The sequence below is a fragment of the Pantoea sp. 18059 genome, from assembly GCF_902706165.1.
GTDB lineage: Bacteria > Pseudomonadota > Gammaproteobacteria > Enterobacterales > Enterobacteriaceae > Pantoea > Pantoea agglomerans.
In genome coordinates, this window is sequence record NZ_CACSJS010000005.1 from 223581 (window position 1) to 249932 (window position 26352).

27 protein-coding genes and 1 tRNA gene are annotated in these 26352 nt (G+C 51.7%); 18 read left to right on the top strand and 10 right to left on the bottom strand.

Annotated elements, in window-relative coordinates; genetic code table 11:
• The first annotated feature begins 191 nt into the window (after window positions 1–191).
• The gene (locus GVJ63_RS15160) at window positions 192–458 is read left to right on the top strand and encodes a hypothetical protein (RefSeq protein ID WP_159227083.1); all 267 of its coding nucleotides are present in this window, start codon (window positions 192–194) and stop codon (window positions 456–458) included.
• A 44-nt stretch (window positions 459–502) separates the two neighbouring features.
• Here the strand turns inward: GVJ63_RS15160 and GVJ63_RS15165 are convergent, their stop codons facing one another.
• From GVJ63_RS15165 to GVJ63_RS15200, 8 genes are all read right to left on the bottom strand, one after another.
• Window positions 503–856 (bottom strand): hypothetical protein, encoded by a 354-nt coding sequence (locus tag GVJ63_RS15165; protein WP_159227084.1) that lies wholly within the window; start codon window positions 854–856, stop codon window positions 503–505.
• 578 nt (window positions 857–1434) lie between these two features.
• Window positions 1435–1686 carry a hypothetical protein gene (locus GVJ63_RS15170; RefSeq protein ID WP_159227085.1) on the bottom strand — a complete coding sequence of 84 codons (252 nt, stop codon included), beginning with the start codon at window positions 1684–1686 and terminating at the stop codon, window positions 1435–1437.
• A gap of 92 nt (window positions 1687–1778) precedes the next feature.
• A complete protein-coding gene (locus tag GVJ63_RS15175) occupies window positions 1779–2651 on the bottom strand; it encodes a plasmid partitioning protein RepB C-terminal domain-containing protein (RefSeq protein WP_159227086.1) in 873 nt (290 codons plus the stop codon).
• Between the two features lie 7 nt (window positions 2652–2658).
• Window positions 2659–3531 carry a ParB/RepB/Spo0J family partition protein gene (locus tag GVJ63_RS15180; protein WP_159227087.1) on the bottom strand — a complete coding sequence of 291 codons (873 nt, stop codon included), beginning with the start codon at window positions 3529–3531 and terminating at the stop codon, window positions 2659–2661.
• Window positions 3532–5064, bottom strand: coding sequence for a recombinase family protein (locus GVJ63_RS15185; protein ID WP_159227088.1), 1533 nt, complete (start codon window positions 5062–5064; stop codon window positions 3532–3534).
• Window positions 5065–5490: 426 nt separating this feature from the next.
• Window positions 5491–6750 (bottom strand): integrase arm-type DNA-binding domain-containing protein, encoded by a 1260-nt coding sequence (locus tag GVJ63_RS15190; RefSeq protein WP_159227089.1) that lies wholly within the window; start codon window positions 6748–6750, stop codon window positions 5491–5493.
• A 179-nt stretch (window positions 6751–6929) separates the two neighbouring features.
• Window positions 6930–7004 (bottom strand) — tRNA-Arg (locus GVJ63_RS15195).
• A gap of 304 nt (window positions 7005–7308) precedes the next feature.
• Window positions 7309–8244, bottom strand: a complete 936-nt coding sequence (locus GVJ63_RS15200; protein WP_010671426.1) for a formate/nitrite transporter family protein — start codon at window positions 8242–8244, stop codon at window positions 7309–7311.
• Between the two features lie 242 nt (window positions 8245–8486).
• Here GVJ63_RS15200 and ccmA point away from each other — a divergent pair, with 242 nt between their 5' ends.
• The 10 genes from ccmA (at window position 8487) to mlaA (ending at window position 16368) form a co-directional block, all read left to right on the top strand.
• Complete coding sequence (gene ccmA / locus GVJ63_RS15205; protein WP_033767505.1) at window positions 8487–9104, top strand: cytochrome c biogenesis heme-transporting ATPase CcmA; 618 nt, start codon at window positions 8487–8489, stop codon at window positions 9102–9104.
• A complete protein-coding gene (ccmB, locus tag GVJ63_RS15210) occupies window positions 9104–9763 on the top strand; it encodes a heme exporter protein CcmB (RefSeq protein ID WP_010257910.1) in 660 nt (219 codons plus the stop codon). Before ccmA ends, ccmB begins: the two co-directional genes overlap by 1 nt.
• A 68-nt stretch (window positions 9764–9831) precedes the next feature.
• Window positions 9832–10572 (top strand): heme ABC transporter permease, encoded by a 741-nt coding sequence (locus GVJ63_RS15215; RefSeq protein ID WP_010257913.1) that lies wholly within the window; start codon window positions 9832–9834, stop codon window positions 10570–10572.
• Window positions 10569–10802 carry a heme exporter protein CcmD gene (gene ccmD, locus GVJ63_RS15220; protein ID WP_010257916.1) on the top strand — a complete coding sequence of 78 codons (234 nt, stop codon included), beginning with the start codon at window positions 10569–10571 and terminating at the stop codon, window positions 10800–10802. Before GVJ63_RS15215 ends, ccmD begins: the two co-directional genes overlap by 4 nt.
• Window positions 10799–11284, top strand: coding sequence for a cytochrome c maturation protein CcmE (ccmE, locus tag GVJ63_RS15225; protein ID WP_010671430.1), 486 nt, complete (start codon window positions 10799–10801; stop codon window positions 11282–11284). The genes ccmD and ccmE overlap by 4 nt, the downstream gene beginning before the upstream one ends.
• Complete coding sequence (locus GVJ63_RS15230; protein ID WP_159227090.1) at window positions 11281–13239, top strand: heme lyase CcmF/NrfE family subunit; 1959 nt, start codon at window positions 11281–11283, stop codon at window positions 13237–13239. Before ccmE ends, GVJ63_RS15230 begins: the two co-directional genes overlap by 4 nt.
• Window positions 13236–13793, top strand: coding sequence for a DsbE family thiol:disulfide interchange protein (locus tag GVJ63_RS15235; protein WP_010257920.1), 558 nt, complete (start codon window positions 13236–13238; stop codon window positions 13791–13793). The genes GVJ63_RS15230 and GVJ63_RS15235 overlap by 4 nt, the downstream gene beginning before the upstream one ends.
• A complete protein-coding gene (locus GVJ63_RS15240; RefSeq protein WP_031590568.1) occupies window positions 13790–14242 on the top strand; it encodes a cytochrome c-type biogenesis protein in 453 nt (150 codons plus the stop codon). Before GVJ63_RS15235 ends, GVJ63_RS15240 begins: the two co-directional genes overlap by 4 nt.
• Complete coding sequence (gene ccmI / locus GVJ63_RS15245) at window positions 14242–15453, top strand: c-type cytochrome biogenesis protein CcmI (RefSeq protein WP_159227091.1); 1212 nt, start codon at window positions 14242–14244, stop codon at window positions 15451–15453. The genes GVJ63_RS15240 and ccmI overlap by 1 nt, the downstream gene beginning before the upstream one ends.
• Window positions 15454–15603: 150 nt before the next feature.
• Complete coding sequence (gene mlaA / locus GVJ63_RS15250) at window positions 15604–16368, top strand: phospholipid-binding lipoprotein MlaA (RefSeq protein ID WP_022625091.1); 765 nt, start codon at window positions 15604–15606, stop codon at window positions 16366–16368.
• Window positions 16369–16503: 135 nt separating this feature from the next.
• Here the strand turns inward: mlaA and fadL are convergent, their stop codons facing one another.
• Window positions 16504–17787, bottom strand: a complete 1284-nt coding sequence (gene fadL / locus GVJ63_RS15255) for a long-chain fatty acid transporter FadL (RefSeq protein ID WP_010671434.1) — start codon at window positions 17785–17787, stop codon at window positions 16504–16506.
• Between the two features lie 358 nt (window positions 17788–18145).
• On the opposite strand from fadL, the gene GVJ63_RS15260 reads away from it, so the two are divergent.
• From GVJ63_RS15260 to sixA, 4 genes are all read left to right on the top strand, one after another.
• Complete coding sequence (locus GVJ63_RS15260) at window positions 18146–18442, top strand: YfcZ/YiiS family protein (RefSeq protein ID WP_010671435.1); 297 nt, start codon at window positions 18146–18148, stop codon at window positions 18440–18442.
• Window positions 18443–18600: 158 nt separating this feature from the next.
• Complete coding sequence (gene fadI, locus GVJ63_RS15265; protein WP_033767497.1) at window positions 18601–19911, top strand: acetyl-CoA C-acyltransferase FadI; 1311 nt, start codon at window positions 18601–18603, stop codon at window positions 19909–19911.
• Window positions 19911–22007: a fatty acid oxidation complex subunit alpha FadJ gene (gene fadJ / locus GVJ63_RS15270; RefSeq protein ID WP_159227092.1), complete on the top strand. Its 2097-nt coding sequence runs from the start codon at window positions 19911–19913 to the stop codon at window positions 22005–22007. Before fadI ends, fadJ begins: the two co-directional genes overlap by 1 nt.
• Before the next feature lie 224 nt (window positions 22008–22231).
• A complete protein-coding gene (sixA, locus tag GVJ63_RS15275; RefSeq protein WP_010257941.1) occupies window positions 22232–22714 on the top strand; it encodes a phosphohistidine phosphatase SixA in 483 nt (160 codons plus the stop codon).
• 29 nt (window positions 22715–22743) lie between these two features.
• Here the strand turns inward: sixA and smrB are convergent, their stop codons facing one another.
• On the bottom strand, window positions 22744–23292 hold the full coding sequence (gene smrB / locus GVJ63_RS15280; RefSeq protein ID WP_010257944.1) for an endonuclease SmrB: 549 nt from the start codon (window positions 23290–23292) through the stop codon (window positions 22744–22746).
• Between the two features lie 159 nt (window positions 23293–23451).
• On the opposite strand from smrB, the gene prmB reads away from it, so the two are divergent.
• The 3 genes from prmB to mepA are packed head-to-tail and all read left to right on the top strand — an operon-like array spanning window position 23452 to window position 26344.
• Entirely contained in the window at window positions 23452–24384 is a 933-nt protein-coding gene (gene prmB / locus GVJ63_RS15285; protein WP_010671438.1) for a 50S ribosomal protein L3 N(5)-glutamine methyltransferase, read from the top strand.
• 45 nt (window positions 24385–24429) lie between these two features.
• Entirely contained in the window at window positions 24430–25515 is a 1086-nt protein-coding gene (gene aroC / locus GVJ63_RS15290; RefSeq protein ID WP_010257950.1) for a chorismate synthase, read from the top strand.
• A gap of 4 nt (window positions 25516–25519) precedes the next feature.
• Window positions 25520–26344 carry a penicillin-insensitive murein endopeptidase gene (gene mepA, locus GVJ63_RS15295; protein WP_010257953.1) on the top strand — a complete coding sequence of 275 codons (825 nt, stop codon included), beginning with the start codon at window positions 25520–25522 and terminating at the stop codon, window positions 26342–26344.
• The last annotated feature ends 8 nt before the right edge of the window (window positions 26345–26352 follow it).

Genomic DNA, 26352 nt, shown 5'->3' on the forward strand with positions numbered 1-26352 from the left:
CAAAATGCTTTAGGTTTTTATTCTCCTTGCGCTTGACTTATTTTATCAATCTTTTAGATTTTAATTAACAGCCAATATTTGGTTGTGGTATTTAGGTGGAGCCTCTTAATATTATTGGATAAATATATTATTGCTACTTCAAGAAGCAATAGCTCCCTCTATTTTATTATTTAAGATTTTAAGGAGATAATATGTGGTGGATAGAGATTTCAGATATAAAAAATAGAAAGGCTATTTATATAGAACTTCCTGAAGAGAATTGCAGAGCATTATATAGTTTTATTTCTACAATGTCTAAACAGATCCCCGTGAGCTTTGGTTTTATTGGTAAAGATGAGGAGCTTAATTGTGTCGGCTCGACAAATATAGATTTTCAATACAGAAAAAAACCTCTGTTCAATGGTGAAAAGCCAATAATTCAAGTTGAATGTTTTTTATCCAGTGTTTTCAGTGTGTAATTTTTAAATTTAACACTCTCATTAGGCTATGAGAGTGCTTTTGCTCATACTTTTAATTTTCTTCCTTTGATCTGGAGATTTTCAAGCATAGAAATTTCAATTTTATTCTTATCATCTTTGCTAAGTATCTCAGCATGGTCAATTGAATAATTATATGTTTGGGGCAATTCTTCCAATTCAAGGTTCTCTATCCCGTCCTTTATTTTTTGTGAAATTTTATATTCGGTAATTGGAGGGAAATTTAACTCATAGCAAAATTGGTAAGCAACGTTTACATCTAAATGCCGGGAGTGAACATTATTAGAGGCGATGTCAATGATAAAATAAATAACATTTTCTTCTTCGGTGTTAATATTTTCATAAATCTTAGTGATAATATATCCTGAATTAGCAGCCATTTTTATGCCTTTTAAAGTTTATTCAAACAGATATGCAATTGTTAGTTAATTACTAATTGCTCAAAAATGGTAAAATGAAGTAACTCCTGTTGAGTTTATAAAATTTACTGATTTAGTAAAGAAAATTTTACCAGTCACTCTGTTAGTTATGATTTAAGTTGATGTATTATAATGTTTTTTATTTTATCGAAGTTGTCAGTGCTATTGATAGTCTTTCCAATGCATTTTTCCCTTCGTCAAATAGTTATACCTGCCATAGATCCCTTCAACACGTTTCAGCTTGTGATTCAGAGACCTTTCCACCACATGAGGAGGAACTTACAGAGAAGCGAGTAAGCTTCGGCTCGTTCTTCTCAGATCATGAACGGTAAAATATTCCATATCATCCATAACATTTGGTGGTTGCTTCTTCCTGCCCGGCTCGATACCGAATAGCTTCGCTATTGCTCTGTTGATAGTGTTTTTTCCCATGTGCTGAGACCTGCTCACTCGGCGATTAGGGAAAACATAGGGTGAATCCAACGCTCTGACCTTTAGTTCTTCCAAAATCTCAATGGCGAGTGGAGGAAGTGGAATGACTATGCCAACACCAGACTTGCTCCTTTCCTTGAGTAAAAACATTTTTTATCTTCTACATTGAATTTCGACCACTGAGCTTCCGTCAGCTCACTCTTTCGAACAGCAAGAAGCAATAGACGTGCACATGCCAGATAATTATCACGAGAGAAGCTATCAGAGTGCTCTCTGAACGCTTTAAAAACATAAGCAATCCCTTCTAAGCTCAATGCTCTTTCTCTGCTTTTTTTTAACTCCTCCGGCATCGCTGTCATTTAAATCAATAGCCTGGGTTTTCTTAACTTAAGCGAGTTTGATATCATCCTTGAATAGTTCTAATCCTAAAATCTGTTTATGAAAAAAAGCTTTAAGTTAATTTTTCAATGTCAGATATCTTGGTAAGTTCACTAAGGTAATCTTGTTTATTCCTAAGAAGCCAATGGAAAACCTTAGGGTTTTCGAGTATTTTTTTTATGTGAGAGATAACAATCGTTAGCTTCAGACTGTTGGAACCGTAATTTTCTTTTATCTTTTGCGTATCGAAATGGACCTGAGCCATCTCTTTTTCAAGCCTTTCAATTGCTTTTCTATTACCGGATCTCTCATCAATGTTAGGTTTACCTTTGTCGTTTAAAAGCTCAGGTGATGAACTGTGATAAAGCGATTGAGCAAAAATCTTTGAATAATTATCAAATTTTATCATTAGGTTTGCACATTCAATTTGCCTAAAAGGAATCATTCTTTTTAAGATCATAAATGTGTTCTTAGGTATATCTCTATCATTAAATAATTCTATAACCTCAGGGCATATGCCTTTAAGAACTGATAAATTACTTTTTAATGAATCGGAGCTTATATTCAAGGCTGAACAGAGCATGTCTTCAGGAACCCCTACTCGAACAGCTTCTTTTAACATTCTTTGAATTTGAATAATTGTTATTCTATTAACTTTTTTGTTGGGCGTATAAGTGTCGTAAACAGTTGAAACGAGACAAGCAACTCTTTCTTCTCCAATATCTTTTAATGCCTCAACCCTCAGATGACCATCAAGGACTTTTGCAGTGCCATCAGTCCCATCAATGTAAATCAGTATAGGTTCGACTAATCCAAGTGCAGATATCGTGCTCTTTATTTGAATGTATTTTTGGCTACTTTTGTAGTTGGTAGGAGGTTTTTTTGTATAAATAAGATCAGATAATTTAAAGCTGACTGTTTTTTCATTAAAGCAGTATTTAATCATTTTAACCTCAGCAAGAAGTATTCTTCATTATAACTTTAACTACTTCATTTAAATTTTCTTCGTTTAAAATTTTACTAAACTCTTCGCTTTCAGATAACTCTTTAAATATTTGACTGGCTATGAGTAAGTTTCTCTCGACATATTCAGCTTTGTTTTTTATTTTTCTGTGCTGTGAAATGTTATCTTGGTATAACTGTTTAAGTTCATCAGTAGTGAGTTTTTTCTTTTTCTTTGCAACTCCGAAACTATTGTTCAGAAAGCCTTTTAAACCTTCATCTCGGGAATCCAATATATCTCTTATTTTACCAACATCTTTATGCTTTATTAAACCTTCATCAAAAGCTTTAATTAGTAATTCTTGCCCACCTTCGAAGTCTACTCTGGCAATTTCAACTGCAAGTGAGATTGGAATGCTTCCTGATTCTACAGCAGATAATAGTTTGTTTTCTCCTTTGCTAATTAGCATAGTCAGGCTGGTAATCCAGTGCAATGATAGGCCAGTAGAATAGGATATTTCTTTGTTAGATAAACCTTGATCATTCATTTCTTTTATTCGTTGGAACTGCTCGCCCGCTCTTGGTATTACACGAGCCATATTTTCAACCAAACTCATTATGTATGCTTTGTTTTCATCAATGTCCAGTATGAAAGCAGGTATTAGCTCTTCTCCCAAAGCTGAGAGTGATTCAAGTCTACCCTGACCACAAATTAAGGCAAATTCGTATTTTCTATCCGCAATTCTTCTTACTGTTATTGGTTTTCTTAATCCACTTGTATCAATACTATCTGTTATCTCAGCATGTTTGAACTTGTTCCGGGAACGAGGAATTACAACTTTTATTTTTGATATTTCAAGCATGTGAATTTGGTCGTCGTTCATTTAGGCTACCTCCATTTCCGTAGTTGAAAGCATATCAAAGAAGGTCCTGATGTTATCAAATCTATACATCTCAAATAGAAGGTTATTATTCTCTTTTAGACTCAGTTCATTTTCAAAACTTTCAAGCGAAGGCAGGATGTAATAATCTACAGGTTCGGTATTAAGACTGTTCATTCTTGCAATCACACTAACTTCAGGATTTAGCCCCCTGTCTAATCTAACAATCCATCTATATTTTCCAGTTCCCATTTTTCTACATCGAGAAAGTATTATGGTAAAGGTTAAGCTTTTGTTTATGGTGATTAGTTTATTATTTAATATAGATATTTCGCTGTTATTAATTTCTTGGTGTATTTTATTTATGATATGGTCATGTTTAATACGTAGGGATGAGTTTATTTCTAAATAACGGTAATCTCGTTCGGGTGTGTAATTTATCAGCTTATATGCAGGTAGAAGTCCTCCAAAGCGGCTTGCTACTACACTGCTTGATGGACCATTATCCTCTTCATCTATGATAAAACCTGATATTTTTCCATGAGTCGAAAGGATCTTTTTTAAAAATTCAAGAATCTCTTCATTGCTCATTTTTATTGAGCGGTTATTAATAATCTCTTTCGCTAACCTGAATTTTTCTTCTGAAATTATGGGTTTAAAAAAGGTATTATACTCAATCCAATCTTCTTCAGGATTTTGAACTCTTTTAGTTTTCAGTTTCTGAGATGTTCGATTATATGTATACTTACCAGTATAGCGATTATTTATAAGCACAGAATGTATCCGGCTTCGTGTCCAATCCGATTTGTCGCTGTATTTATATCCTTCTTGGTTTAGTTTTGAAGCAATGAGATACTCATTCAATCCTTCAAAAATAAACATGTTAAATATTTTCTTTACTAAGTCCGTTTCTTTTTTACTTCCTGGCACTAAGACTATCCTATCTGTTTGCAGACTCTTTCTCTCACCATTGTTGAGTATCATTTTCGCTTTGTTATTATTATCAAGTAACTTTCTTTTAAGTCCGTATCCAGGCACTCCACCTTGATAGTATCCTCGCTTAACAAGATTTACATGTCCGGCAAATACTTTGATTGAAAGGTTTTTACTAAAGGCTCCCGCAGCATACATAAGTGATGAAAGTATGAACGTCTCAGTATCACTATTCGCAGGAAGATTTTCAGCACAGTAGATGACATCTACCTTATTCATTTTTAATAAATATTTATAGTAAATGCCTTCTTGTGGATCTTTAAAGCGACCAAAACGACTTACATCATATACAAGCACAGCATCAATATTGATTTCCTTAGTGAGTATGTCGTTGATTAACTTATTAAAATCATGCCTTCCTGACGTGGATACACCGCTTTTTCCTGCATCATCATAAGTATGCAAGATTTCCATATTGTTGTCGTCAGCATACTTTTTTATGAACTGAGCTTGGTTATCTAACGAAAATTCCTGAAGATTTGTAGACATCCGTAGATATTGGGCTACTTTAACCTTCTGTTTTTTCTCATTTTTATTATCCATTGCAGTGCCTTAGTGCAACTGTGGAAAATCAATCTGTATAAAAATTGATCAATTTCGTTCTGGTTGCAACCTTTTTTGGCATTAATTTATTAGGTTTGTTTTTTAGCTACAAAACAAAACCGCTTTTGAAGATTCATTGTTATGAACCAGGGGGAGAGGATGGTTGAGTGATAAGAATGAAATGAAAATCTTGTAACATAAGGATGGTTTAACTTATTGATTTGCAGGGTTATTTGGATGATTTATAAACATCGATTTTGAAATATGTCATTAATAACCATCATCGTTTTTGCCACGATTATGCTTAATGGATGTATGTATTAAGGTAATTATTTATTTTACAAAGGGGAGATTTGAATTCTTGAAAGATATTCGCATCCCCATTGAGTTATCAATTATAAATATTAAATACGTATAGTTTGCTACTCATTTTTCTGATTGTTGAACAGAGTAGGAAAAAGGTGTCTGTGCTTCTTCTTTACAAGCTTCCAGATAGTCAGCCCACCATTGCAACATAAGTCTCCGTTCTTCCAAATGCTCCGCTTTGTGTATGTAAGCAGCCCGGACACTGTTGCGTTCCTGGTGGCTCATTTGTCTTTCCACAGCATCTCTCGACCATAATCCCGATTCGATTAAGGCACTACATGCCATAGTCCTGAAACCATGCCCGCAGACTTCTACTTTCGTATCGTAACCCATCGCCCTAAGTGCTTTGTTGACAGTATTTTCACTGATAGGTTTGTCATCCCCGGTAAAACCAATGAACATAAGTTCATTGTTACCACTGATCGTATGAAGCTCTTCCATAAGTGCTTTGGCTTGTGAGCTTAATGGAACCAAATGAGGCATTTTCATCTTTGCCCCTCTTGCAGAATATTTTACCCCTTCCATAGGTTGTCGCTTTCCGGGGATAGTCCACAGTGAATTTTTGAGATCGACTTCTGACCAGCGAGCAAATCGCAGTTCACTCGAACGGACAAAAGTCAGGAGTGTTAACTGCACTGCAATTTGGGTAATGCCTCTTCCTTTATATGCTTCCAAACGATTCATAAGCTCTGGCAATCGTTCCAGAGAAAGGGCAGGGCGATGAACACTTTTAGCGGAAACAACAGCACCAGCGAGGTCGTTTGCAGGATTCTGTTCAATCAAAGCATTGTGAACGGCATATCTCATTACCGCCGTAATGCGCTGTTGTAAGCGGGAAGCCAGTTCATGGTGTCCTGAAGCTTCTGCTTTTTTCAAAGGAACCAACAAATCACGAGTTTTTAGCTCGCTGATATTACGTTTGCCGATGACAGGGAACACATGGGAAACAAGGCTGTTCAATACGGTAGTTCTATGACTGTCTGACCAGGTTCTGTTACTGGTATGCCATTCTCTGGCAACTTGCTCAAATGTTAGCAAGCCTTTGCTCTCAATCTTTTGTGCTTTTCGCTTTTCACTTGGGTCTACATGGTTTGCAACGAGCTGACGGGCTTCATCTCTTCTTCGTCTGGCTTTTGACAATGAAACCTCTGGATAAACACCCAGCGCGAGAATTTTCTGTTTACCAGCGAAGCGATACTGAAAACGCCAGTATTTGGAACCACTTGTGGTGATCAACAGGTGCATACCATTACCGTCGGTCATCTTGACAGGCTTATCAGAAGGCTTTGTATTTCTTACTTTTAACTCGGTGAGCGCCATACTAAAAACCCTCAGATGATGGTATCTGCAATATCGAACTTAACATACCAACATATGTACCAACTAAACAGAGTGGATTTTGAGATACAGCGGTAAACGTCAATGGGCTATTAACGAGAGGTAAGTGTTTGAAGTTAAAGAGTTGACTAGACTTTGAAATACTTAGGTGGGCTAACATATGGTGTCCCCTGCAGGAATCGAACCTGCAACTAGCCCTTAGGAGGGGCTCGTTATATCCATTTAACTAAGAGGACAGCGGCGCGCAGTATAGCGCAAACAGGCCGTGAGATTCACTACGTCGCCGTCCGTTTGCTCATTCCGCCAGCAATTCCGGTTTTCTGCACGCGCTAACGTTACGTGCAGAAAGCGGATACAGCTGTACTGAAGTCCGGGATGTCATCCAGACTGAAGCGGCACCCCGACTCTTAAATCTTCACTCCCTCTTTACAGCAGCCACTTCCAGTAAACGTTTTTCAGACGCCCGCCTGGCAAATCGCCTTCAGCAAACAGACCAGAAAGGCAGACAGAGCGGTTCAATCTGCTCTGCCTGCCCTGGATTTACTCAGCCTTTTCCTGCTCTTCGCGCTGGCGACGTTTCTCCTGCTTCTTCTTCTCAGCCTTGGCTTTAGCCACGGCCGCTTCGCTCATGTCGTTGCGGATCTGCGCGTGGCTGATCAGGGCAAAAATCAGCGTGCCGCCGGTAATGTTGCCGAGCAGCGTCGGCAGGGCAAACGGCCAGAAGAATTCATACCAGCTGATGCTGCCATTAAAGACCAGATAGAGCACTTCCACCGATCCCACCACGATATGCGCCAGATCACCCAGCGCAACCAGCCAGGTCATCATCACAATCACCAGCAGTTTGGCACCCCCCGCCGAGGGGAACATCCAGACCATGGTGGCGATAATCCAGCCGGAGATCACTGCATTGGCAAACATCTCGCCGGGCGTATTTTCCATCACCTTCATACTGATGTTGGTAAACGCCTGACGGGTAGCTTCGTCAAATATCGGCATCTCATTAAACGCCAGCGCACCCAGTGCCGTCCCGATCAGGTTACCCAGCAAGACGATGCCCCATAAACGTAATAGCAGGGCGCCATTACTCCAGGTCGGTTTGTGCATCACCGGCAGGACTGCCGTGACGGTATTTTCGGTAAACAGCTGCTGACGCGCCATGATGACGATAACAAAACCAAAGGTATAACCCAGGTTTTCAAGCAGAAACGCCCCTGGTACGCCATCCAGATGCACCTGAAATATCCCCTTCGCCATCAGCGAGGCGCCCATGGATAAGCCCGCCGCAATGGCTGACCAGAGCAGCGCCATACCATCGCGCTCCAGCTCCTTCTCCCCATCCTGGCGGATCTCTTCATGGATGGCGGCGGCGCGGGAGGGTAAAGCCTCCTCATCGACTTCGATGTCAGTGCCCTTATCCTTCTCTTCACTCTCGACGTCGTTAGGACCCTGTTCATTACCTGATGAAGGCTTCATATTTTCTCCTGGTGATAGTGCTGTCGCGTAATAAGCGTAGCCGTTTTTTATTTGCCGATAATGTAACGATCGATGCGAATAAGCGTAACAACGTTTTTCGGAACTGCATTTTTATTCAGACTGCGGGTGATACCGCACGAATAAACCCATGGCATCGAAACTGAGCGGTGGCTCACGCTTCGGCCCACAGCAACATTGTGGTAATATCCCGGCCACTTTTGGCTGGTGCGATTCCCCCCTCGATGTTGGAAATCATTACGCTCACTTGTGCATACGACGAACGTGCGCTGTTCCGGCAGCTCTCATTTCGCGTCTCTGCAGGCGACATTGTGCAGATTGAAGGCCCAAATGGTGCCGGTAAGACCTCACTCCTGCGGCTGCTGGCTGGCCTGAGCCGTCCTGAACAGGGTGAAATACGCTGGCAGCAGCGGCCAATCCTGCGGCAGCGCGAAGCCTGGCATCAGGCGATGCTCTATCTGGGCCATCATCCCGGTGTTAAAGGCGTGCTTACGCCGCTGGAAAACCTGCGTTTCTACCATCCTGATTGCAGTGATGCGCAGATCTTTGCTGCGCTGGAAAGCGTCGATCTCACGGGCGACGAAGAGGTGCCGGTTAGCCGGTTATCGGCGGGTCAGCAGCGTCGGGTAGCGCTGGCGCGGCTATGGCTCAGCCAGGCCCGCATATGGATTCTCGACGAGCCGCTGACCGCCATCGACAAAGCGGGTGTTAAAAAATTAATGGCGAAATTCGCCCGGCATGCCGATAACGGTGGCGCAGTGATCCTGACAACCCATCAGGATTTGCCCGCGGATGCTGCGCGGGTGCGTAAAATTCGCCTCGGCGACGGGGAGGAAGGCTGATGCTGTTTCGCCTCATCCAGCGTGAATTACGCATCGCCTTTCGCAGCGGGGCTGATGTGATCAATCCGCTCTGGTTTTTCCTGATTGTTATTACCCTGTTTCCGCTGGGCATCGGACCTGACCCGCAACAGCTGGCGCGCATTGCACCGGGCGTAGCCTGGGTTGCCGCGCTGCTGGCGTCGCTGCTGGCGCTGGAGCGGCTGTTTCGCGATGACTTCAGCGATGGTTCGCTGGAGCAACTGGTACTGCTGCCGACGCCGCTGCCGGTAACGGTTATCGGCAAAGTAGTGGCGCACTGGCTGGTCACAGGCGTGCCGCTGATTATCCTGTCGCCGCTGGCCGCGCTGCTGCTGTCGCTGGATTTTAATGGCTGGCGGGCGATGGCCCTGACGCTGCTGCTCGGCACGCCAACCCTGAGTTTTCTCGGCGCGATTGGTGTAGGTCTCACGGTGGGTTTACGGCGCGGTGGCGTACTGCTTAGCCTGCTGGTGCTGCCGCTGGCTATTCCGGTCTTGATCTTCGCCAGTGCGGCGATGGAGGCGGCCAGTCAGGGGTTGCCGATTAATGGCTATCTGGCGATTCTCGGCGCGATGCTGCTGGGCAGCGCCACGCTCTCCCCGTTTGCCACGGCGGCAGCGCTAAGAATTACTTTGCAATAACAGCCGTTGAAATAACCGCGCGTAAAAGACGCGGCAACACTCTTTTATCGTTAATGTGAGCATTTGATATGTGGAAAGCGTTACATCAGCTGGCCAGGCCCGAACGGCTCTATCAGTTTTCGGGGCGACTGGTGCCGTGGTTCGCCATCTCAGGACTGGCGGCGTTGCTGCTGGGCTGGGCCTGGGGCTTTGGATTTGCTCCCGCTGACTATCAGCAGGGCGACAGTTTCCGCATCATGTACATTCATGTGCCCGCCGCGATGTGGTCGATGGGCATTTATGCCTCGATGGCCATCGCCGCCTTTATCGGTCTGGTGTGGCAGATGAAAATGGCCGATCTGGTTTCCGCCGCCATGGCACCGGTGGGCGCGGTCTTTACCTTTATTGCGCTGGTCACCGGATCCGCATGGGGTAAGCCGATGTGGGGGACCTGGTGGATCTGGGATGCGCGCCTCACTTCGGAGCTGGTGCTGCTGTTCCTCTATATGGGCGTGATTGCGCTCTGGCACGCTTTTGATGACCGCCGCACCGCAGGCCGGGCCGCGGGTGTTCTCATCCTGGTCGGCGTAGTTAATCTGCCGATCATTCACTTCTCAGTGCAGTGGTGGAATACCCTGCATCAGGGCTCGTCGGGCATTCTCCAGCAGGCGATTGCGCCAGTGATGCGAACACCGCTGCGCTGGGCAATCATCGGTTATCTGCTGGTATTTATCACGCTGACCCTGATGCGGCTGCGCAACCTGATTCTGTTAACCGAACGTCATCGTCCCTGGGCGATTGATGTGGCGAAGCGAGGAGAGCAGGCATGACACCCGCCTTTTCCTCCTGGCACGCCTTCTTTGAGATGGGGGGCTACGCCTTCTATGTCTGGCTGGCGGTTGCCTGCACGCTGATTCCGCTTGTCGGGCTGACGCTGCATACCCTGTTGCTGCGCCGCCGCCTGCTGGCTGAGATCCGCCAGCGCGACGCGCGGGAACGCCGCATCCGGGCAGCGAAATCTAAAAAAGCCGCGGCTGAAGCGGCAGGAGAGACATTGTGAATACCCGTCGACGCAACCGCCTCTATGCGGCAGTGGCGATTCTGCTCGGCCTCGGCCTGGCCACCGCGCTGGTGATGTATGCGCTGCGCTCAAACATCGATCTGTTCTATACCCCAGGTGAAATCCTCTACGGCAAAGGCGAAGCGCACGAGAAGCCCGAAGCGGGTCAGCGGCTGCGCGTCGGCGGCATGGTGATGCCCGGCAGTGTCCGGCGCGATCCGAATACGCTTGCCGTGTCGTTCAAACTTTATGATGCCCGCGGCGTGGTTAGCGTCAGTTTTGAAGGCATCCTGCCGGATCTGTTCCGTGAAGGGCAGGGCGTCGTCGCGCAGGGCGTGCTGGCGGCGGGCAACCAGGTGATCGCCAAAGAAGTCCTGGCGAAACATGATGAGAAATATACGCCGCCGGAGATTGAAGACGCGATGAAGAGTAATCACACCGGCCCGCAGTCGCTGTATCAGGCGGGAAATAAATCATCATGATGCCCGAGATTGGTACTTTTCTGCTCTGCCTGGCACTGGGACTCTCCCTGCTGCTGAGCAGCTATCCGCTGTGGGGCGCAGTGCGCCAGGATGCCCGCCTGATGGCGATGGCGCGTCCGCTGGCCTGCGGTCTGTTTATCTGCATCGCGGCGGCTTTCGCGCTGCTGGTCTGGGCCTTTATCAGCAACGATTTTACCGTTGCCTACGTCGTCACAAACTCTAACAGCCTGCTGCCGGTTTATTATCGCATCGCCGCCACCTGGGGCGCGCATGAAGGATCGCTGCTGCTGTGGGTATTGCTGCTCAGCACCTGGACATTAGCGGTGGCGATATTCAGTCGCGGTATGCCGCAGGATGCGCTGGCACGCGTGCTGGCGGTCATGGGCATGATCAATCTCGGCTTCCTGCTGTTTATCCTGCTGACCTCGAATCCATTTGGCCGCACGCTGCCGGACTTTCCGATAGACGGGCACGACCTGAATCCGATGCTGCAGGATATCGGCCTGATCTTCCATCCGCCGCTGCTCTATATGGGTTATGTCGGCTTTTCGGTGGCGTTTGCTTTTGCTATCGCCTCGCTGATGGCCGGACGGCTGGATACGGCCTGGGCGCGCTGGTCGCGTCCCTGGACCACGGCGGCCTGGGTCTTTCTGACGATTGGTATTGTCCTTGGCTCGGCCTGGGCCTATTACGAGCTGGGCTGGGGCGGCTGGTGGTTCTGGGACCCGGTTGAAAATGCGTCGTTTATGCCTTGGCTGGCAGGCACCGCCCTGATGCACTCGCTGGCGGTCACGGAAAAGCGAGGCACCTTTAAGGCCTGGACCGTGCTGCTGGCGATTACCGCGTTTTCGCTGAGCCTGCTGGGGACGTTCCTGGTGCGATCCGGGGTACTGGTGTCGGTGCATTCCTTCGCCTCGGATCCGGCACGCGGGATGTTTATCCTCGCGTTTCTGGTGATTGTTATCGGCAGTTCGCTCCTGCTCTACGCGATTAAAGGCGGGCAGGTACGTGGCCGGGTGCAGAATGAAACCTGGTCGCGCGAATCGTTTTTGCTGGGTAATAACGTGCTGCTGATTGCCGCGATGCTGGTGGTTCTGCTCGGCACATTGTTGCCGCTGGTGCACAAGCAACTGGGCCTGGGCAGCATTTCGGTCGGTGAGCCGTTCTTCAACACTATGTTCAGCTGGCTGATGGCGCCGTTTGCTTTGCTGATGGGGATCGGACCGCTGGTGCGCTGGCGTCGCGATGAGCCGCAGAAGCTGGCAAAGCGGCTGGCGCTGGCGCTTATCGTGACCCTGGCCTGTTCCGTCATCATTCCCTGGTGGCTGCAGGATCGCATTGAGGCGATGACCGTGGTTGGCCTGCTGATGTCACTCTGGATTATCGTGCTGACGCTGCTGGAACTTCATGAGCGCGCCACTCACCGTCATCCGTTCTTTGCCGGTTTACGTCACCTGTCGCGCAGTCACTGGGGCATGGTACTGGGCCATCTTGGGGTAGGGGTGACGGTGATCGGTATTGCATTCAGCACCCAGTACAGCGTGGAACGCGATGTGCGGATGAAGGCGGGTGATAGCATCGATATTCATCACTATCACTTTGTCTTCCGCGGCGTGCAGAATCTGCAGGGGCCTAACTACAGCGGCGGCATGGGCATCATCAATGTCACGCGCAACGGCAAACATGAAGCGACGCTGCAGGCAGAGAAACGCTTTTATACGGCCGCCCGCACCATGATGACCGAAGCGGCGATTGATGGGGGTTTCAGCCGCGATCTCTATGCGGCGCTGGGTGAAGAGCTGGAGGATGGCGGCTGGGCCGTGCGCATTTACTACAAACCCTTTGTCCGCTGGATCTGGTTCGGTGGCGCGCTGATGGCGCTGGGTGGGCTGTTCTGCCTGTTTGATCCCCGTTATCGTTCGCGCAAAAAAGCGGGAATTGAGGAGCGGACATGAACAAGAAAATCCTGTTTATTCCCCTGATGCTGTTTCTGTTGCTGGCGGCGGCGCTGCTGTGGCAGCTGACACGTAATGCCGATGGCGACGATCCGACCCGTCTCGAATCCGCTCTGATCGGCAAGCCGGTGCCGCTGTTCCGGCTGGAAGCACTCGATCAGCCAGGCAAAACCTACGACCAGCGCGTGCTGACGGATGGCAAACCGATACTGCTGAACGTCTGGGCGACCTGGTGTCCGACCTGTCGCGCCGAGCATCAGTATCTGAATACGCTGGCGGAGCAGGGCATTCGCGTCGTCGGGCTGAACTACAAAGACGATCGTCACAAGGCGGTTAACTGGCTGAATACGCTGGGCAACCCCTACGCACTAAGCCTCTATGATGGCAACGGCATGCTGGGACTGGATCTCGGCGTCTATGGCGCGCCGGAAACCTTTCTGATCGACGGTAAGGGGATCATCCGTTATCGCCACGCGGGCGATCTCAATGCGCGCGTCTGGGATCAGGAAGTGAAACCCTTGTGGGTGAAATACAGTGCGGAGGCGGGATCATGAGAACGCTGTTACTGCTCTGCGGCCTGCTGTTCAGCATCAACCTGTGGGCAGGCATCGACACGCTGCAATTTGACTCGGTGGCCCAGGAAGAACAATACCGCGACCTGACCGCTTCACTGCGCTGTCCGAAATGTCAGAACAACAGCATCGCCGACTCAAACGCCATGATTGCCGCCGATATGCGGCTGAAAGTCTATCAGCTGATGAAGCAGGGCCAGAGTCGCCAGCAGATCATCGACTATATGGTGGCGCGTTATGGCAATTTCGTCAGCTATTCGCCACCGGTCACGCCCTCAACCCTGGTTTTGTGGGCTGGTCCGGCGCTGTTTGCGCTGCTGGGCGGTGCGGTGATTATCCTGCGCAGCCGTCAGCGCAAAACCCGCAGCGAGCTGGATGAAGATGAGCAACAGCGTCTTAATGCGCTACTGAAGTCAGACAGGAAGCCGTAATGAGTGCATTTTGGATTACCCTTTTTCTGTTACTGCTGGTGGCCTGTACGCTGTTTCTGGCGGCGGGCTGGCGGCAACGACAGGCCAGCACAGGCGATCGCGATCGCCTTAATCAGCGCTTCTACCATCAGCGGATAGATGAGCTGGCACAGGATGAAGATCAGGGCGTCGTCGCTGAGCGTCCACTGATGGAGCGGGAGTTACAGCAGACACTGCTGGCGGATATTCCACCGGCACAGACGATGAAATCACACAGCAGCGGTCGCTGGATTTTGCTGCCGGGCCTGATCGTGCTGATTGGGGTATCGCTGGGGACTTACCTGAAAACCGGTGGCCTGGCACAGCTCACGGGCTGGAAGCAGGTGCAGCAGGCGTATCCTGAGCTGCGTGCCCGACTGATGGACCCTGGCGCTAAACCGCTGAGCATGGAGGAGCTGGCGCGTTTACAGCTCGGATTGCGTACCGCGTTGCAAACGGAACCGGATAATCTGGCTGACTGGACGATGCTGGGACGGCTCGGCATGGTGCTGAATAATGCCGATACGGCCAGCCAGGCATTTGAGCATGCGCTACAGCTTGCTCCCAACGATCTGGCGCTAAAACAGGATTATGCCGAAGTCCTGACGCGATCCCCCGACCCGCAGGATAACCGTCAGGCGTCACTGCTGCTGCAGGCATTGCTAAAAGCGGATCCGCAAAACCTGCGTACGCTGAGCCTGCTGGCATTTAATGCTTACGGACAGCAGCAATATGATCAGGCTATCGACGCATGGCAGACCCTGCTGGGTCTGTTGCCGGCCGGTGATTCGCGACACGCGATGATCGCCCGCAGCATCGAAAAGGCCAGAAGTGCCGCCGGGCAACAGAGTCGTCAACTGGCACTGACCGTGACGCTGACACCTAAGGCAGAAAAAATGTTACCGCAGGACGGAGTGTTGTATATTTCGGTTTCTGACGGTGCTTCACCGGTGCCGGTGGCTGTTAAGCGGATGCCGCTCAGTCACTTCCCGCTGTCGCTGACGCTGGATGACAGCAACGCCATGATGCCGGATCGCCTGCTTTCGGCGCAGCATCAGGTCGAGGTCCGGGTGCGTATCTCCCGCGACGGCAGCGCCAATCCCCGGCCGGGTGACTGGCTGGGCCTGAGCGCAGTGACGCCCTGGGATGGGCATCAGCCGATCGCGGTAGAGATTAATCAGCAGCTTCCCTGAACGCATCAACTGACCGCGTTCAGGATGATGCGTGCCATTGCCTGCTGCCTCTGGCACAAAGTCAGCTATGCTCATCGGGTAAGTCGATACGATACCGGGCTGTGACCTGAACGATGGGTAGACCTTTTTCATCCGCACAGGGAGATTGGAATGAATTATCGCCTGACCAGCCTGGCTGTCGCCAGCGTCCTTCTGGTAGGTTGTGCCAGTTCAAAGCCGGCGAATAGCGATCCTGCTCAGCGCAGCGATCCGTTCGAAGGCTTTAACCGCACGATGTTTAACTTTAACTACAACGTGCTGGATCCGTATGTATTGCGTCCGGTCGCTGTGGCCTGGCGTGATTATGTGCCGGTGCCGGCACGTACCGGCCTGAGCAACTTCCTCGGCAACCTGGAAGAACCTGCCAGCATGGTTAACGCCATCCTGGTCGGTAACGGGCGTGATGCGGGTGTGCACTTTACCCGTTTCTTCCTGAACAGCGTGCTGGGACTGGGCGGTTTCATTGACGTTGCCGGTAAGGCGAATCCGGAACTGGCGCGTGAAGAGCCGCACCGATTCGGTACCACGCTCGGTCACTATGGTGTCGGCTACGGGCCTTACGTTGAGTTGCCTGCTTACGGCAGCTTCACGGTGCGTCAGGATGGCGGCGACTACGTTGATACGCTTTATCCGATACTTGGCTGGCTGACCTGGCCAATGTCGATTGGTAAATGGACGCTTGAAGGGATTGAGACCCGCGCGCAGTTACTGGACTCTGATGCAATCCTGAAACAGCAGAGCGATCCGTACGCCTTTATCCGTAACGCTTACTTCCAGCGTCACGACTTCCTGGCACGTGGCGGCAAGCTCAAGCCGGAAGATAATCCTAACGCGGCTGCGATTCAGGATGACCTGAAGGATATTGACGCCGAGTAATCGCCCGTGCGGAGCCGCCAGGAATGGCGGTTTTGCGTCTTTGCGCAGGGCGTATGCTCCCTGAGCCATTAAGCGATACACGGCCACAAAAAAGGGCGACTCACCAGAGTCGCCCTTTTTGATCGTAACATCCGGTCAGAACTTATAGTTAAAGTTCGCGCCGTAGAGCCAGGCCTTACCTTCAGAGGTAAAGGTATAAGGACCTTCTTTCACCGTCACTTTCTGTCCGTGCATATAAGAGATGCCTAAATCCACCGAGGCATCATCGTTAAAGGCATAGGATGTACCGGCACTCAGCCATAAACGATCCTGGTCAGGGATGGAGATAGAGCGCTTATCGGCCGGAACCGGGCTGTCATCAAACGCAATACCGGTACGGAACGTCCAGTTCTTGTCGTAGGAATAGGTCGTACCCAGTGCAATGCGGTAGGCATCGTGGAAGCTTTCATCTTTATAGAACAGCGTCTGGCCGTTAGAGCCAGTGGCTTTCAGCTCCTGGAACTGGCTCCAGCTGGTGTAAGCCATGCTGTAGTGAACCGCCCACTGCGGTGCCACTTTATGCCAGCCCGACACTTCCCACATCTCTGGCAGATTCAGCGTTAACGCGCCTGGAACGGTGGTGCCGTTGGTGCCAAAAGGTACGCCTGACACTTCCGGATTATTCACCGCATTCAGCCGGGATGAGAGATTACTTTTGTAATCGCCATCAAAATCAACTTTCACTTCTGAACGATAGGTAAAGCCGAAGCGGTTATTTTCATCCACTTCATACAGGATGCCAGCATTCCAGCCGTAGCCCCACTCATCGCCTTTCAGATGGGCAACCTGCGTATCAGCCGGAACCCCCAGACGCGCGCCTGACTCACCGGCATAACGCTCAATTTTGGCTTTAGCGTAAACCGCATCAAAACCGATGCCTGCACTAAAATGTTCATTAAACCGATAAGCGGTGCTGAGATTTAAATTGCCGGTCATCAGGTCAGTTTTACCGCCGTAACCGCCAGCGGTGTAGCCATTATTAAACTCTGTTGCTAAGCCGTAGTTTGAGGTTGCAGATGCGCCAATCCACCACTGATCGTTGATGGGCTGGACGTAATGAATATTGGGTACCCACTGATTAGGGGCAATATTATTCGCATCCAGGCTGCGGCCACTGGGACTGCGACCACTGATATTTACATCCGGCGCAATATAGACAGCCCCGATAGAAAATTCCGGGCGATCCATTAACGCCATTGTCGCCGGGTTACGGCTGGCAGACGCCGCGGTATCACCCATTGCCCCTTCGCCTGAATATGCGCGACCTAAACCAATCGAAGAGAATTCATTTAACTGAAACCCAGCAGCGTAAACGTGGGAAGAGACAAGCGCCACTGCAGCCGCCACGGCTGACTTTGCAAACAGGTTTTTATGGTTCATGACCACAACCTCATGTGAATTATTATTTAACGCTATAACGTCGCGTAACAAAGGACGGCGGATTGTAGGGACTGATGTAAAGCGCACATATCAGACCAGTGCGGAGAGTATAGGTCCGACCTGTGTGCATGTTGCAATATTGTTTTTAAAATACTTCAGGTTTGATCGCTTAAAATTCGATCTGCATAACAAAAAGCCCCTGATTCTGGACAGCATAACCATTCCAGTTTGTTCTGGATCAATTTTTATTGTGATATTCGTCACTTAGCAACAGGTGCGTGGCGCATCTTTCAGCGAGCAGGTAAGATTTCGTCCATAAAATCGCTCAACCTATGCAATTGCTGGTCTGGAGAATGAAATGACTGATGCCATTAAAAAATGCAGTGCGACCGAAACCGCAGCCTGTTGTTGTGTTGATGTCGGCACGGTAATGGATAACACCGATTGCACCGCCAGCTGGTCAGAATGGTTTGCTCAGCGTGCCGATGCGGAAGCGAAATTAGCGCAACTGACCGAACGTGCCCGCGAGGTTGAATCAGAACCCTGTCTGATTGAATCGCGCTTCAGCGAAGTGGATCAGGGAGTGCAGCTGGATATCGATTTCACCTTCAGCTGCCAGGCTGAAACCATGATTTTTCAGCTCGGTTTGCGTTAAGTCCCATTACGCCGCGTCACTGCGGCGTTTTTCATTTTCGTGTTTCCCTTCGCACTTTTTCCCTTCCGATATTGGCGGCTCACCCGCTTGTGGTTAACACTGATCAGGTCAGACCTCTTCAGGCAATGATGCCACAGTCCCAGCCACAGGTGAGAACAATGAGCAAAGCGCAGCCGCTGCTGACGCGTGATGGTGAACGCATCGCAATAACCCACGGATTACGCACCCCTTTCTTACGCCAGGCGACCGGCTTCCATGGCATTCCCGCCATTGAGCTGGGACGCATGGTGGTCAGCGAATTAATGGCGCGCAGTGAACTGCCGGCTGAGGTGATCGAGCAACTGGTCTTTGGGCAGGTGGTGCAGATGCCGGAAGCGCCGAACATTGCGCGTGAAATTGTATTAAGCAGCGGGTTGAGTGTGCATACCGATGCCTACAGCGTCAGCCGTGCCTGCGCCACCAGCTTTCAGGCGGTAGCGAATGTGGCAGAAAGTCTGCTGGCGGGCACCATCTCTGCCGGTATCGCCGGTGGCGCAGACTCTTCGTCGGTGTTGCCGATTGGGGTCAGCAAAACGCTGGCCCGCGCGCTGGTGGATCTCAATAAAGCCCGCAGCTTCGGTCAAAAACTGCACATCCTGCGGCGTCTGCGTCCGCGTGATCTGCTGCCGGTCCCGCCCGCAGTGGCGGAGTATTCGACCGGCCTGCGCATGGGCGACACTGCGGAGCAGATGGCTAAGAGTCACGGCATCACGCGCGAAGCACAGGATGCGCTGGCGCTGCGATCCCATCAGCATGCCGCAAGGGCCTGGCAATCCGGGGTACTGAATCAGGAAGTCATGGCAGCCTTTGTGCCACCGTGGAAAAGCGCCATCGATCAGGACAATAACGTGCGGATGAACGCCAAAGCGGAGGATTACGCCCGACTGCGTCCGGCATTTGATCGCCAGCACGGCAGCGTCACCGCGGCCAACAGCACGCCTCTCACCGACGGCGCGGCGGCAGTGATTCTGATGCGCGAGGGCCGCGCCCGTGAACTGGGCATCAGGCCGCTGGGCTATCTGCGCAGCTACGCCTTTACCGCCATTGGTGTGCAGCAGGATATGCTGCTGGGCCCGGCATACGCTTCACCACTGGCACTGGATCGCGCCGGCATAACCCTGGCCGATCTGACGCTGATCGATATGCATGAAGCTTTTGCTGCCCAGACGCTGAGCAACCTGCACATGTTTCGCGACGAGCGCTTTGCCCGTGAGGTGCTGAATCGGCCACATGCGCTAGGCGAAGTGAATGAAGAGCGCTTTAACGTGCTGGGCGGATCGATCGCCTATGGTCATCCTTTTGCCGCCACGGGTGCGCGCATGATCACCCAGACGCTGAATGAATTACGCCGTCGCGGTGGCGGGTTAGGACTGGTCACGGCCTGCGCGGCAGGCGGCCTGGGTGCGGCAATGATTCTGGAGGCCGAATAATGGAGCAGAATGCGTTTCATCTGAAGATGCGACTGGATCACGTCGGCATCATTACGATCGATGTCCCTGGTGAGAAGATGAACACCCTGAAAGCGGAATTTGCCGGGCAGATCACCGCCATCATTGCGGAAGCGCGACGCGATCCGCAACTGGCTGGCCTGGTGCTGATTTCCGGCAAAGCGGACAACTTCATCGCGGGCGCAGACATCAGCATGATTGACCGCTGTAAGAGCGCGCAGGAAGCCGAAGCGCTGGCAAAACAGGGCCAGGAAGTAATGGCTGCGCTCGACGCGCTGCCGTTCCCGGTGGTCGCGGCGATCCACGGCGCCTGCCTCGGCGGCGGGCTGGAACTGGCGCTGGCCTGTGATGCCCGTATCTGCTCGCTGGATGATAAAACCCGCCTCGGTTTGCCGGAAGTGCAACTCGGCTTACTGCCAGGCTCTGGCGGCACTCAGCGGCTGCCACGCTTAATTGGCGTGCAGCAGGCGCTGCCACTGATTCTGACTGGCAAAGCCCTGCGGGCGAAACAGGCCCGTAAGCTGGGCGTGGTCGATGACGCGGTGCCGCAGGCGATTCTGCTGGAGACCGCCATTGCCCGGGTGAAAAAGGGCAAGGTTAGTGGACGAACGCTGCCGCTGCGCGATCGTCTGCTGCATGGTCCGGTTGGCCGTCAGGCGCTGTTTGCGCTGGCGACCCGACAGACCGCAGCCAAAACGCAGGGTAACTATCCGGCAGCAAAACGGATTATTGAGGTGGTGCGCATCGGGCTGGAGCAGGGAAGTCGGGCCGGACATGAGGCTGAAGCACGCGCTTTTGGTGAGCTGGCGATGACGCCAGAATCTGTTGCGCTGCGCGGGATCTTTTTCGCGACTACGGCTATGAAAAAGGAGCGGGGCGGTGAAGCGGAACCCGGCACCGTTAAGCGTGTTGGTATCCTCGGCGGCGGCCTGATGGGCGGCGGCATCGCCAGCGTCACTGCAATCAACGCCGGGTTGCCGGTACGCATTAAAGATATCAGCCTGGAAGGGGTGAACCATGCGCTGAAAACCAGCTGGGAACTGCTGAGCAAAAAGGTTAAACGGCGCCAGCTCACTCCGGCACAGCATCAGCAGCAGATGGCACGTATCACGGGCGGCATCGATTATCAGGGCTTCTCACAGCGCGACGTGATAATTGAAGCCGTATTCGAAGATTTAGCCCTGAAGCAGCAGATGGTCAGCGAAGTGGAGGCACACTGTCAGCCGCATACGCTGTTTGCCTCAAATACCTCTTCGCTGCCGATTGAGGCGATCGCCGCCGGCGCCCAGCGTCCTGAGAACGTCATCGGGCTGCACTATTTCAGTCCGGTAGAGAAAATGCCGCTGGTGGAGGTGATTCCTCATCTCAATACCTCTACCGCGACGCTGGTGACGATTGTGGCGCTGGCGCGCAACCAGGGTAAAACCCCGATTGTGGTGGCGGACAAGCCTGGCTTCTATGTTAACCGCATCCTGACGCCCTATATAAATGAAGCAATGCGCTGCCTGCTGGAGGGCGAGCCGATTGACCATATTGATCGGGCGCTGGTGAAGTTTGGTTTCCCGGTCGGCCCGATTCAGCTGCTGGATGAGGTCGGTATCGACGTTGGCAGCAAAATCAGCCCCATCCTGTATCAGGCTTATGGTGAACGCTTTGCCGCGCCAGCCGCTTTTGATGCGGTGCTGAAAGATGGCCGCAAGGGACGTAAAAACAGCAAAGGCTTTTATCGCTATGACCAGCCGCGCTGGCAGCGTAAAAAACCGGACGCTTCGCTGTATACGTTGCTGAAAGTCTCGCCGCAGGCCAGGCAGAGTGAAGCGCAGATTGCTGAACGCTGCGTGATGATGATGCTGAACGAAGCAGCTCGCTGTCTTGATGAGCAGGTGGTTCGCTGCGCCCGCGATGGGGATATCGGTGCGGTGTTTGGCATCGGCTTTCCGCCTTTCTTAGGCGGCCCGTTCCACTACATGGACAAACTGGGCGCGGCGGAAGTGGTCAACAGATTAACCCGGCTTGCGCAGCAGCATGGCGAACGATTCACACCCTGTGAGGCGCTGATTCAGGCGGCTGCAAAATAGACGAAATTTTACATTTCTGCTGAAAATGGAATAACCAATCCGATTCAGCGGCTTAGAAAAGCGCCGCCAGAGTGTGCGGCGCAGCATGATTCTGAGAAGTGCTTATTTAATAAACAACCGGTTGACTATACTAAAGCCATTAGGGTAAAACACAGCGTTCATTCGCAGAGTGAAGAGTCAGGCGCTACGCGTCGGGCGATGTCGACAAACAACAGCGGTGCTTTATGCAAGTTTTTATCATGCGTCACGGCGATGCGGCTCTGGAAGCAGCCAGTGATTCAGTCAGGCCTTTAACCTTATGTGGCTGCAATGAATCACGTCAGATGGCCAACTGGCTTAACAGCCAGACGCCGGACATTGAGCGTGTCCTGGTGAGTCCCTATTTACGCGCGCAGCAAACGCTCGCGACCGTGCGTGAAGCCTTTCCCCTGCCGGAAAGCCAGGACGTTCTGCCGGAATTAACGCCGGGCGGCGATCCGGAGATGGTCGGGTGCTATCTGCAGGCCCTGGCGAATGAAGGCGTGAAATCGGCTCTGGTGATTTCACATTTACCGTTGGTGGGGTATTTAGTCTCTGAACTGTGCCCGCAGGAAGCACCGCCAATGTTCGCCACTTCCGCTATTGCCTGCGTGGAATTTGATCCCGCAGCGAGTGCCGGTAAACTGCTGTGGCAGGTCAGTCCCAAAAAGCTGGCTAAAGCAATCTGACGTCTGTGGGCCGATCATTCCGGCCCCTCTCAGGGCAATTCAGGCGGTTGCCACTCCTCAATCTCAATCAAAACCAGCAATGCGGCGTCACCGCCGAACATTTTGGGTGCCTGATGAAAAGCCATCACCCACGGATGCTGGGCCAGCCACAGCGGCGTCTGCTGCTTCAGAATATGCTTTCCATGACCGGTCATGACGCTGGCGCAGAACAGATGTTCACGGCGGCAGGCGGCGATCAGTGCCCCCAGTTCCTGCTTGGCCTGCTGCTGCGTTAAGCCGTGCAGATCGAGGAAAATCTCTGGCGTATAGTCGCCACGACGTAATTTTTTCAGCTCAAAATGGCTGACATCGGCGCGCACGTAACGGGTGGCACCTTCCGTTGAGAGCAGTGGCTGAAACTCATCCGAAAAGTAATGACTGTTGTCCGCCTGCTCTGAAAGCAGACGTTTTACCGGGATGTGGCGGGTTTTAACCGGCGCTTTGTGGACAAACGTGTCCTGTTTTAACTGGCGTGTACCCGTCATCAACTGGCGAAACAGCGCCTGGTCATCCGGGCTTAGTGGTGTTTTTTTACTCATGGCAGGTCAGTCATATCAGAAAAGGCTGTCACACAGCAGAGCCGATACCTTACCGTTAAGCGTCATTAAATGTCAGCTTTTTCACCTCGCTGCGCTGAATTCTCCCCGGCTTCATGGCACACTACTGGCCGATTTAGCAAAAGGCCTGCGGAGGGCTACGTGGACAAAATTTTCGTCGATGAGGCAGTGAACGAACTGCACACCATTCAGGACATGCTGCGCTGGGCGGTCAGCCGCTTTTCCGCTGCCGGAATCTGGTACGGACATGGCACAGACAATCCCTGGGACGAAGCCGTTCAACTGGTCCTGCCGTCACTCTGGCTGCCGCTGGATATTCCTGAAGATATGCGCAATGCGCGTCTGACCGCCAGCGAACGTCTTCTGATCGTCGAGCGCGTCATTCGTCGCGTTAACGAGCGCATTCCGGTCGCCTATCTGACCAATAAAGCCTGGTTCTGCGGCCACGAGTTCTTTGTTGATGAGCGCGTGCTGGTGCCGCGTTCACCGATTGGCGAACTGATTGAGAACCGCTTTGCCGGTCTGGTCAGCTCGCCACCCCATCATATACTGGATATGTGTACCGGCAGCGGCTGCATCGCGATTGCCTGCGCCTATGCCTTCCCGGAAGCGGAAGTGGACGCGGTGGATATCTCCACCGGTGCGCTGGCGGTTGCCGAGCAGAACATTGAAGAACATGGCCTGATTCATCAGGTTACGCCGATTCGCGCTGACCTGTTCCGCGAATTGCCACCGCTGAAATATGATCTGATCGTCACCAATCCGCCGTATGTTGATGCGGAAGATATGGATGATCTGCCGAACGAATATCGCCACGAACCGGAGCTGGGGCTGGCGGCAGGCAGCGACGGCCTGAAGCTGGTACGCCGCATTCTGGCCTGTGCACCAGATTATCTCAGCGAGCAGGGCGTCCTGGTCTGCGAAGTGGGCAACAGCATGGTGCACATGATCGAACAGTATCCCGACGTGCCCTTTACCTGGCTGGAATTCGACAACGGCGGCGATGGCGTCTTTACGCTGACGCGCCAGCAGATTGTCGACGCAAAACACCATTTCTCTTTTTACAAAGACTAAAAGTGGGGCGAAGCATCGCCCGCCGAACCCTGAGAAGGAAACAGCATGGCCGGAAACAGCATCGGGCAATTTTTTCGAGTAACGACCTTTGGCGAGTCCCATGGGCTTGCGCTGGGCTGTATCGTTGATGGTGTGCCGCCAGGTATTCCGCTGACCGAAGCGGATATTCAGCATGATCTTGATCGCCGCCGTCCTGGCACATCGCGCTATACCACGCAGCGCCGCGAGCCGGATCAGGTGAAAATTTTGTCCGGTGTCTTTGAGGGTGTGACTACCGGTACTTCGATTGGCCTGCTGATTGAAAATACCGATCAGCGTTCGCAGGATTACGGCGCTATCAAAGATCTCTTCCGTCCGGGCCATGCTGATTACACCTACGAGCAGAAATATGGTCAGCGCGACTACCGTGGCGGTGGACGCTCGTCGGCGCGCGAAACCGCGATGCGCGTGGCGGCCGGTGCGATTGCCAAGAAATACCTGCAGATGAAACACGGTGTCGTGGTGCGCGGCTATCTGTCACAGATTGGTGACATCGCCTGTGAGCTGAAAGACTGGAGCATCGTGGAAGAGAATCCGTTCTTCTGCCCGGATGCGGACAAGCTGGAGGCGCTGGATGAACTGATGCGCGGCCTGAAAAAAGAGGGCGACTCCATTGGCGCTAAAGTCACGGTCATGGCAGATCACGTGCCGCCAGGCCTGGGCGAGCCGGTATTTGACCGACTGGATGCCGATCTGGCGCATGCGCTGATGAGTATTAATGCCGTTAAAGGCGTTGAAATCGGCGACGGCTTTGCGGTGGTTAACCAGCGCGGCAGTCAGCATCGCGACGAGATCCGCCACGATGGTTTCCAGAGCAACCACGCCGGGGGCATTCTGGGCGGCATCAGCAGCGGCCAGACCATCAGCGCCAATCTGGCGATGAAACCAACCTCCAGCATCACCGTGCCGGGTAAAACTATTACCCGCGACGGCGAAGAAGTGGAGATGATCACCAAAGGCCGCCACGATCCCTGCGTCGGGATCCGCGCAGTGCCGATCGCCGAGGCGATGATGGCGATCGTCCTGATGGATCATCTGCTGCGCCAGCGGGCGCAGAACGGTGACGTTAACAGCTCCGTACCGCGCTGGTGATGCCATGAAGGCTCTTCTGCTTACCCTGAGTGCGCTGTTGATCAGCGCCTCCAGCCTGGCGGCGACGCCGTGGCAACGCATCCAGCAGCCGATCACCGGCGCACCGCAGTCAATCGGCGGCTTTGCCAACGGCTGTATTGTTGGCGCCGAGGCGCTGCCGCTGAATTCACCGCACTATCAGGTAATGCGTCAGGATCAGCGGCGCTACTTTGGTCATCCCGATCTGATTCAGTTTATTCAGCGGCTCAGTACGCAGGTGCATAACCTGCAACTGGGCAACGTGCTGATTGGTGACATGGGCATGGCAGCAGGCGGACGTTTCAGCAGCGGTCACGCCAGCCATCAGACCGGGCTGGATGTCGATATCTGGCTGCAACTGCCGAAAACCCGCTGGAGCGCCCAGCAACTGCTGAAGCCGCAGCCGCTCGATCTGGTCGGGCCGGGTGACAAAAATGTGATTGCGCGTCACTGGCAGCCAGAAATTGATAGCCTGATTAAACTGGCCGCCAAAGATGATGATGTGACACGGATCTTCGTCAATCCGGCGATTAAAAAGCAGCTTTGTGCCGATGCAGGTAACGATCGTGACTGGCTGCGTAAAGTGCGCCCGTGGTTTGCTCACCGTGCCCATATGCATGTGCGCCTGCGCTGCCCGGCGGGCAGTATCGGCTGTGAAGATCAGCCTGCACCGCCTGCTGGTGATGGCTGTGGCGCAGAGCTGCAGAGCTGGTTCCTGCCGAAACAGCCTGGCTCGGGCGCGCCGGTGAAACGTGAGCCGCCGCCATTACCGCCTGCCTGTCAGGCCCTGCTGGATAAACATCTACTGTAAGGGATTCC

Coding starts and splice junctions, on each gene's coding strand:
- GVJ63_RS15215 (WP_010257913.1), top strand. CDS start 9,832: ATGTGGAAAGCGTTACATCAGCTGGCCAGGCCCGAACGGCTCTATCAG.
- smrB (WP_010257944.1), bottom strand. CDS start 23,292: ATGAGTAAAAAAACACCACTAAGCCCGGATGACCAGGCGCTGTTTCGC.
- GVJ63_RS15170 (WP_159227085.1), bottom strand. CDS start 1,686: ATGACAGCGATGCCGGAGGAGTTAAAAAAAAGCAGAGAAAGAGCATTG.
- mepA (WP_010257953.1), top strand. CDS start 25,520: ATGAAGGCTCTTCTGCTTACCCTGAGTGCGCTGTTGATCAGCGCCTCC.
- mlaA (WP_022625091.1), top strand. CDS start 15,604: ATGAATTATCGCCTGACCAGCCTGGCTGTCGCCAGCGTCCTTCTGGTA.
- GVJ63_RS15185 (WP_159227088.1), bottom strand. CDS start 5,064: ATGGATAATAAAAATGAGAAAAAACAGAAGGTTAAAGTAGCCCAATAT.
- ccmA (WP_033767505.1), top strand. CDS start 8,487: ATGTTGGAAATCATTACGCTCACTTGTGCATACGACGAACGTGCGCTG.
- GVJ63_RS15235 (WP_010257920.1), top strand. CDS start 13,236: ATGAACAAGAAAATCCTGTTTATTCCCCTGATGCTGTTTCTGTTGCTG.
- GVJ63_RS15260 (WP_010671435.1), top strand. CDS start 18,146: ATGACTGATGCCATTAAAAAATGCAGTGCGACCGAAACCGCAGCCTGT.
- fadJ (WP_159227092.1), top strand. CDS start 19,911: ATGGAGCAGAATGCGTTTCATCTGAAGATGCGACTGGATCACGTCGGC.
- GVJ63_RS15200 (WP_010671426.1), bottom strand. CDS start 8,244: ATGAAGCCTTCATCAGGTAATGAACAGGGTCCTAACGACGTCGAGAGT.
- ccmI (WP_159227091.1), top strand. CDS start 14,242: ATGAGTGCATTTTGGATTACCCTTTTTCTGTTACTGCTGGTGGCCTGT.
- ccmD (WP_010257916.1), top strand. CDS start 10,569: ATGACACCCGCCTTTTCCTCCTGGCACGCCTTCTTTGAGATGGGGGGC.
- GVJ63_RS15190 (WP_159227089.1), bottom strand. CDS start 6,750: ATGGCGCTCACCGAGTTAAAAGTAAGAAATACAAAGCCTTCTGATAAG.
- ccmB (WP_010257910.1), top strand. CDS start 9,104: ATGCTGTTTCGCCTCATCCAGCGTGAATTACGCATCGCCTTTCGCAGC.
- aroC (WP_010257950.1), top strand. CDS start 24,430: ATGGCCGGAAACAGCATCGGGCAATTTTTTCGAGTAACGACCTTTGGC.
- fadL (WP_010671434.1), bottom strand. CDS start 17,787: ATGAACCATAAAAACCTGTTTGCAAAGTCAGCCGTGGCGGCTGCAGTG.
- sixA (WP_010257941.1), top strand. CDS start 22,232: ATGCAAGTTTTTATCATGCGTCACGGCGATGCGGCTCTGGAAGCAGCC.
- GVJ63_RS15180 (WP_159227087.1), bottom strand. CDS start 3,531: ATGAACGACGACCAAATTCACATGCTTGAAATATCAAAAATAAAAGTT.
- GVJ63_RS15175 (WP_159227086.1), bottom strand. CDS start 2,651: ATGATTAAATACTGCTTTAATGAAAAAACAGTCAGCTTTAAATTATCT.
- GVJ63_RS15160 (WP_159227083.1), top strand. CDS start 192: ATGTGGTGGATAGAGATTTCAGATATAAAAAATAGAAAGGCTATTTAT.
- fadI (WP_033767497.1), top strand. CDS start 18,601: ATGAGCAAAGCGCAGCCGCTGCTGACGCGTGATGGTGAACGCATCGCA.
- GVJ63_RS15240 (WP_031590568.1), top strand. CDS start 13,790: ATGAGAACGCTGTTACTGCTCTGCGGCCTGCTGTTCAGCATCAACCTG.
- GVJ63_RS15165 (WP_159227084.1), bottom strand. CDS start 856: ATGGCTGCTAATTCAGGATATATTATCACTAAGATTTATGAAAATATT.
- GVJ63_RS15230 (WP_159227090.1), top strand. CDS start 11,281: ATGATGCCCGAGATTGGTACTTTTCTGCTCTGCCTGGCACTGGGACTC.